The following is a 4307-nucleotide window of genomic DNA, read 5'->3' on the forward strand; positions in this document are numbered from 1 at the left end:
CGAGAACTTCACGGGCCTCGCCGAGGGGACCAAGGAGTACCACGCCGACGGCGGCCGGACCGGGCGGTTCTACGACGGGCTCACCTTCCACCGGATCATCCCCGACTTCATGATCCAGGGCGGCTGCCCCCTCGGAACAGGCACCGGCGTTCCGGGCTAAACGTTCAAGGACGAGGTCAACAGCGGCCTTGCATTCGAATAGCCCTACCTGCTGGCCATGGCCAACGCCGGCCCGGGCACCAACGGCTCGCAGTTCTTCATCACCGTGGGCGCCACCAGCTGGCTGACCGGCAAGCACACCATCTTCGGTGAGGTCGCCGACCAGGCCGGCCGCGACGTCGTCGACGCCAACGCGACCACCCCCACGGGCCCGGGCGACCGCCCCCGTGAGCCGGTCGTCATCGAGTCCGTCCAGGTCGTCCGGAGCTGACCAGGCCCCGCGAGTCCTCGCCCCGCCGCGGTTCGGAGACCGACCCCGCATGAGCGAGCACCAGACTCCCGAGACCGGGGTGCCGACCTGTTACCGGCACCCCGGTCGCGAGTCCTACATCCGTTGTCAGCGCTGCGACCGGCCGATCTGCCCGGACTGCATGCGCGACGCCGCCGTGGGCTTCCAGTGCCCCTCGTGCATCGCCGAGGGCAAGAAGACCACCCGCAGCGGGCGCACGGCGTACGGCGGGCTGCGGCCCGGCAACGCCGCGATCACCTCGATGGTGCTGATCGGCATCAACGTCGCCGTCTGGCTGGCCATCCTGGCCTCCGGCGGCTCGGGTAGCCGCCTGGTCGACGCCCTCTCGCTGCGCGCCCGCGGGCTGTGCGCGGTCGGCACCCGCGGCTACGCCTACACCCACGACCAGTGCTCGACGCTGGGCGCGGGCCACTGGCTCCCCGGCGTCAGCGACGGCGCCTGGTGGCAGCCGCTCACCAGCATGTTCACCCACGTCGAGCCCCTCCACATCGGCTTCAACATGCTGGCGCTGTGGGTGCTCGGGCCGCAGCTGGAGCTGGCCATCGGCCGGGTCCGCTTCCTGGCGCTCTACCTCGTCTCCGGGCTCGCCGGCTCCGCGCTCGTCTACTGGGCCGCCCCGGAGTACGTCAACACGCTCGGCGCCTCCGGTGCCGTCTTCGGCCTCATGGGCGCCCTGCTCGTGCTCGCGCTCAAGGTGCGCGCGAACCCGCAGGGCATCCTGATGTGGATCGGCATCAACTTCGTCTTCACCTTCGCCGGCCCCGGGAACATCTCCTGGCAGGGCCACCTCGGCGGCTTCCTCGGCGGGGTCGCCATCGCCGCGGCGTTCGCCTACGCGCCCCGGGCGCGGCGCAGCGCCTGGCAGGCGGTGGGCGTCGGCCTGGTCGCCGTCGTCGTGCTCGCCGCGATCGTGGCCCGCACCGTCGCCCTCGGCTGACGCGCGTCGGCGGCTCCCCCCGCTGGTTGAGGTGCGAGCGCCAGCGTGCCCTCCCGCTGGTTGAGGTGCGAGCGCCAGCGTGCCCTCCCGCTGGTTGAGGTGCGAGCGCCAGCGAGCCTCGAAACCCGGTGAGCCAGGTGTGCCGTGGGAGCGCACGGGCTGCAGTGCGTCGTGCGGGGTTTCGAGGCTCGTCGCTGGCGCTCCTCGCACCTCAACCAGCGGTCTGGTGCCGTGGCGCTCCTCGCACCTCGACCAGCGGTGGCGACGGGGTGACCGGGTCGTGGCGGGGTCGTGGGCGTGTCGGCTGGCGCGCGGACGGCCCATCGTCGTCCACCGGTTCTCCACCGACTCTCCACCGGTTTTCCACACCCCCTTTCTCCACACCTGTGGAATCACCTGTGGAGAACTACACGCGTGTAGTTCTCCACAGAGTTATCCCCACTGTGCACAAACACCGGCCCGCCCCGAGGGGCGGACCGGTGCTCGACGTGCGGACGGGAGCGGCTCCCGGTGGGTCACTCCCAGCGGGTCGCGAAGGTGAAGCCCACGGCCATGAAGGCGATGCCCACGATGAGGTTCTTCTGGCCCAGGTCGTCGAAGACGGGGAGCCGGGAGACGTTGTCGGAGATGACGTAGAACGTGCAGATCCACAGCAGGCCGATGATGAAGCAGCCGAGCATCCCGACCACCACGCCGCGGCCGCGGCCGAGGGGGGTCTGGGGGTGGGCGGCGATCATCAGGCCGAGGAAGAGCGCGCCGAAGCCGATGACGTAGTTCCAGCCGGCCAGGTCGCCCATGAAGCCGGGCCCGGTGGGCTTCGCCGGCGGGATCGCCGACGGGTCGGCGCGCACGGCGGCGTAGTAGAAGACGATCCAGGCGATGCCGAGGACGACCAGCACCAGGGAGATCACGAAGCGCACCGAGAACAGCGGTCCGGCGCCGGGGTGGAGGACGTCGGGCTGCTTGGCCTTGGGGTTGGACACTGCTGCTCCCTAGAGGACGCGGGGGGTGAGTCGGGCCGATGACGCTCTCGTCACAGGTCGCGGGCTACCTTAGTCGGCGTGACCCCCGGATCCCACGCGCGGCCCGCCGAGGAGGACGCTCCGCGCCCGCCGGCGTGGCGTCGCCTGGCCGGCGGCCGGCTGCTGCGCCGGCTCCGCGGACGCTCCCCGGGTCGTCCCCGCTCCCCGTGGCGGGCCGGCACCCCGGTGGTCATCCTGCTGTGCGGCGGGCTGTTCGTGATCAGCGCCCACAACAGCCACGGCACCGACCTGCGGCCCGGCCGCTACACCGACCTCGCCTCCCTGGTGAAGCGTGAGGCCGACCAGTACGCCGGCCTGCGGGCGCGCGTCGCGGCGCTCAACGCCGACGTCGCCACGCTGACCAGCTCGGTCGACGACCGCGACGTCAAGCGCTACCAGCGCAGGATCGAGCGGCTCAAGGACCCCGCCGGCCTCGAGCCGCGCAGCGGCCCGGGCGTGACGGTCACCCTCACCGACGCCCCCGAGGAGCTCATCTCCACCACCCAGCTCGACCGCAACCGGCTCGTCGTGCACCAGCAGGACATCCAGGCGGTCGTCAACGCGATGTGGAGCGGCGGCGCCACCGCGGTCACGGTCAACGGCCAGCGGATCATCACCACCACCGGCATCAAGTGCGAGGGCAACGCGGTGCAGCTCCAGGGCGTGCCCTACTCCCAGCCCTACGTCATCTCCGGCGTCGGCGACCAGACCGGCATGCTCGACGCGATCGCCGCCGACTCCTACCTCGGCTACTACCGCGACGACGCGGCCAACCCGCTCATCCGGGTCGGCTGGGAGCTGCGGACCGACGAGGAGCTCACCGCCCCGGCGTACGACGGCCTGCTCGACCTGAGCTACGCCACGCCCATCGCCGCGGCCGCGAAGTAGCGCCCCGGGCTCAGCCGCCCGACCGTCGAGCCGGCGGCGGAGCGGCCTCTCGCGGTTGCGGCCCGGGCGAGCCGGGGAGCGACGGGCTGGGGCTCGTCGTGGTCGGCGACTCGGTCGGCGAGGGCGACTCGCTGGGCTGGTAGGACGACACCACGATGGTGACCACCGTGCCCTGGGGCTGCGGCTGGCCGCCCTGCGGGCTCTGCTGGATGACCGTGCCGGCGGGCTCGGTGGTGTTGGAGGACTGCACGACCTCGGGCTGGAAGCCGGCGTCACGGAGCATCTTCTCGGCGTCGGGCTGCTGCTTGCCGACCACGTCGGGCACCTGCTCGGGTCCGTCGGAGAAGTAGACCGTGACCGCGGAGCCCTGCGGCACCTGCTGACCCTGGGCGGGGTCGGTCGCCACCACCTGGCCGGCGGGGCTGTCGGCCTCGCGCTGCTTGAGCGTCACGGTGAACCCCCGCGCCTCCAGCGCCTGCTGGGCGGAGTCCTTGTCCTGGCCGATGACGTAGGGCAGCTCGACCAGCGGGCGCCCCGTGGAGACCACGATGTCGACCGTGCTGCTCGGGTCGACGTAGGTGTCGCGGTTGGGGTCCTGCTTGATGACCTTGCCCTTCCCGCCGCTCGGGTCGGCCTGGTAGGACACGTCGCCGACCGTGAGGCCCGCCTGGCCGATCGCGTCGCGGGCGGCCTTCTCGCTCAGACCGATCACCGCGGGCACGGCCACCTGGTCGGGCGGGGAGTCGAACATCTTGGGCAGCAGGTAGGCCGCGCCGCCGATGAGGAGCAGGACGAGTAGCACCAGCGCCACCACGAGGCCGGTCCGCGCGGCCGGCTCCTCGTCGTAGGGAGGTACGGCGGGGCGCACCGTGGTCGCGTCGGCGGGCGGCAGCACCGGCGGGATGACGGTGGTGACGGGGGCCGCCACCGGGGCGGTGGCCAGCACCGGCCGGCCGGCGAGGTAGCGCTCGATGTCGCTGCGCATCGCCGC

4 protein-coding genes and 1 pseudogene are annotated in these 4307 nt (G+C 72.3%); 3 read left to right on the forward strand and 2 right to left on the reverse strand.

Annotated features, from left to right (window positions below; genetic code table 11):
- Positions 1–430 (forward strand): annotated as a pseudogene (locus ACXVGS_RS18785) (peptidylprolyl isomerase); the annotation flags it as partial.
- Positions 431–479: 49 nt separating this feature from the next.
- Complete coding sequence (locus ACXVGS_RS18790; RefSeq protein WP_458538199.1) at positions 480–1406, forward strand: rhomboid family intramembrane serine protease; 927 nt, start codon at positions 480–482, stop codon at positions 1404–1406.
- 515 nt (positions 1407–1921) lie between these two features.
- Here ACXVGS_RS18790 and ACXVGS_RS18795 read toward each other — a convergent pair.
- Positions 1922–2389 (reverse strand): cell division protein CrgA, encoded by a 468-nt coding sequence (locus tag ACXVGS_RS18795; RefSeq protein WP_458538200.1) that lies wholly within the window; start codon positions 2387–2389, stop codon positions 1922–1924.
- A 78-nt stretch (positions 2390–2467) separates the two neighbouring features.
- On the opposite strand from ACXVGS_RS18795, the gene ACXVGS_RS18800 reads away from it, so the two are divergent.
- A complete protein-coding gene (locus tag ACXVGS_RS18800; RefSeq protein WP_458538201.1) occupies positions 2468–3316 on the forward strand; it encodes a DUF881 domain-containing protein in 849 nt (282 codons plus the stop codon).
- A 10-nt stretch (positions 3317–3326) separates the two neighbouring features.
- Here ACXVGS_RS18800 and ACXVGS_RS18805 read toward each other — a convergent pair.
- Positions 3327–4307: PASTA domain-containing protein (locus ACXVGS_RS18805; RefSeq protein ID WP_458538202.1), on the reverse strand; the 981-nt coding region annotated here is incomplete at its 5' end.

The organism is Oryzihumus sp. (genome assembly GCF_054325275.1).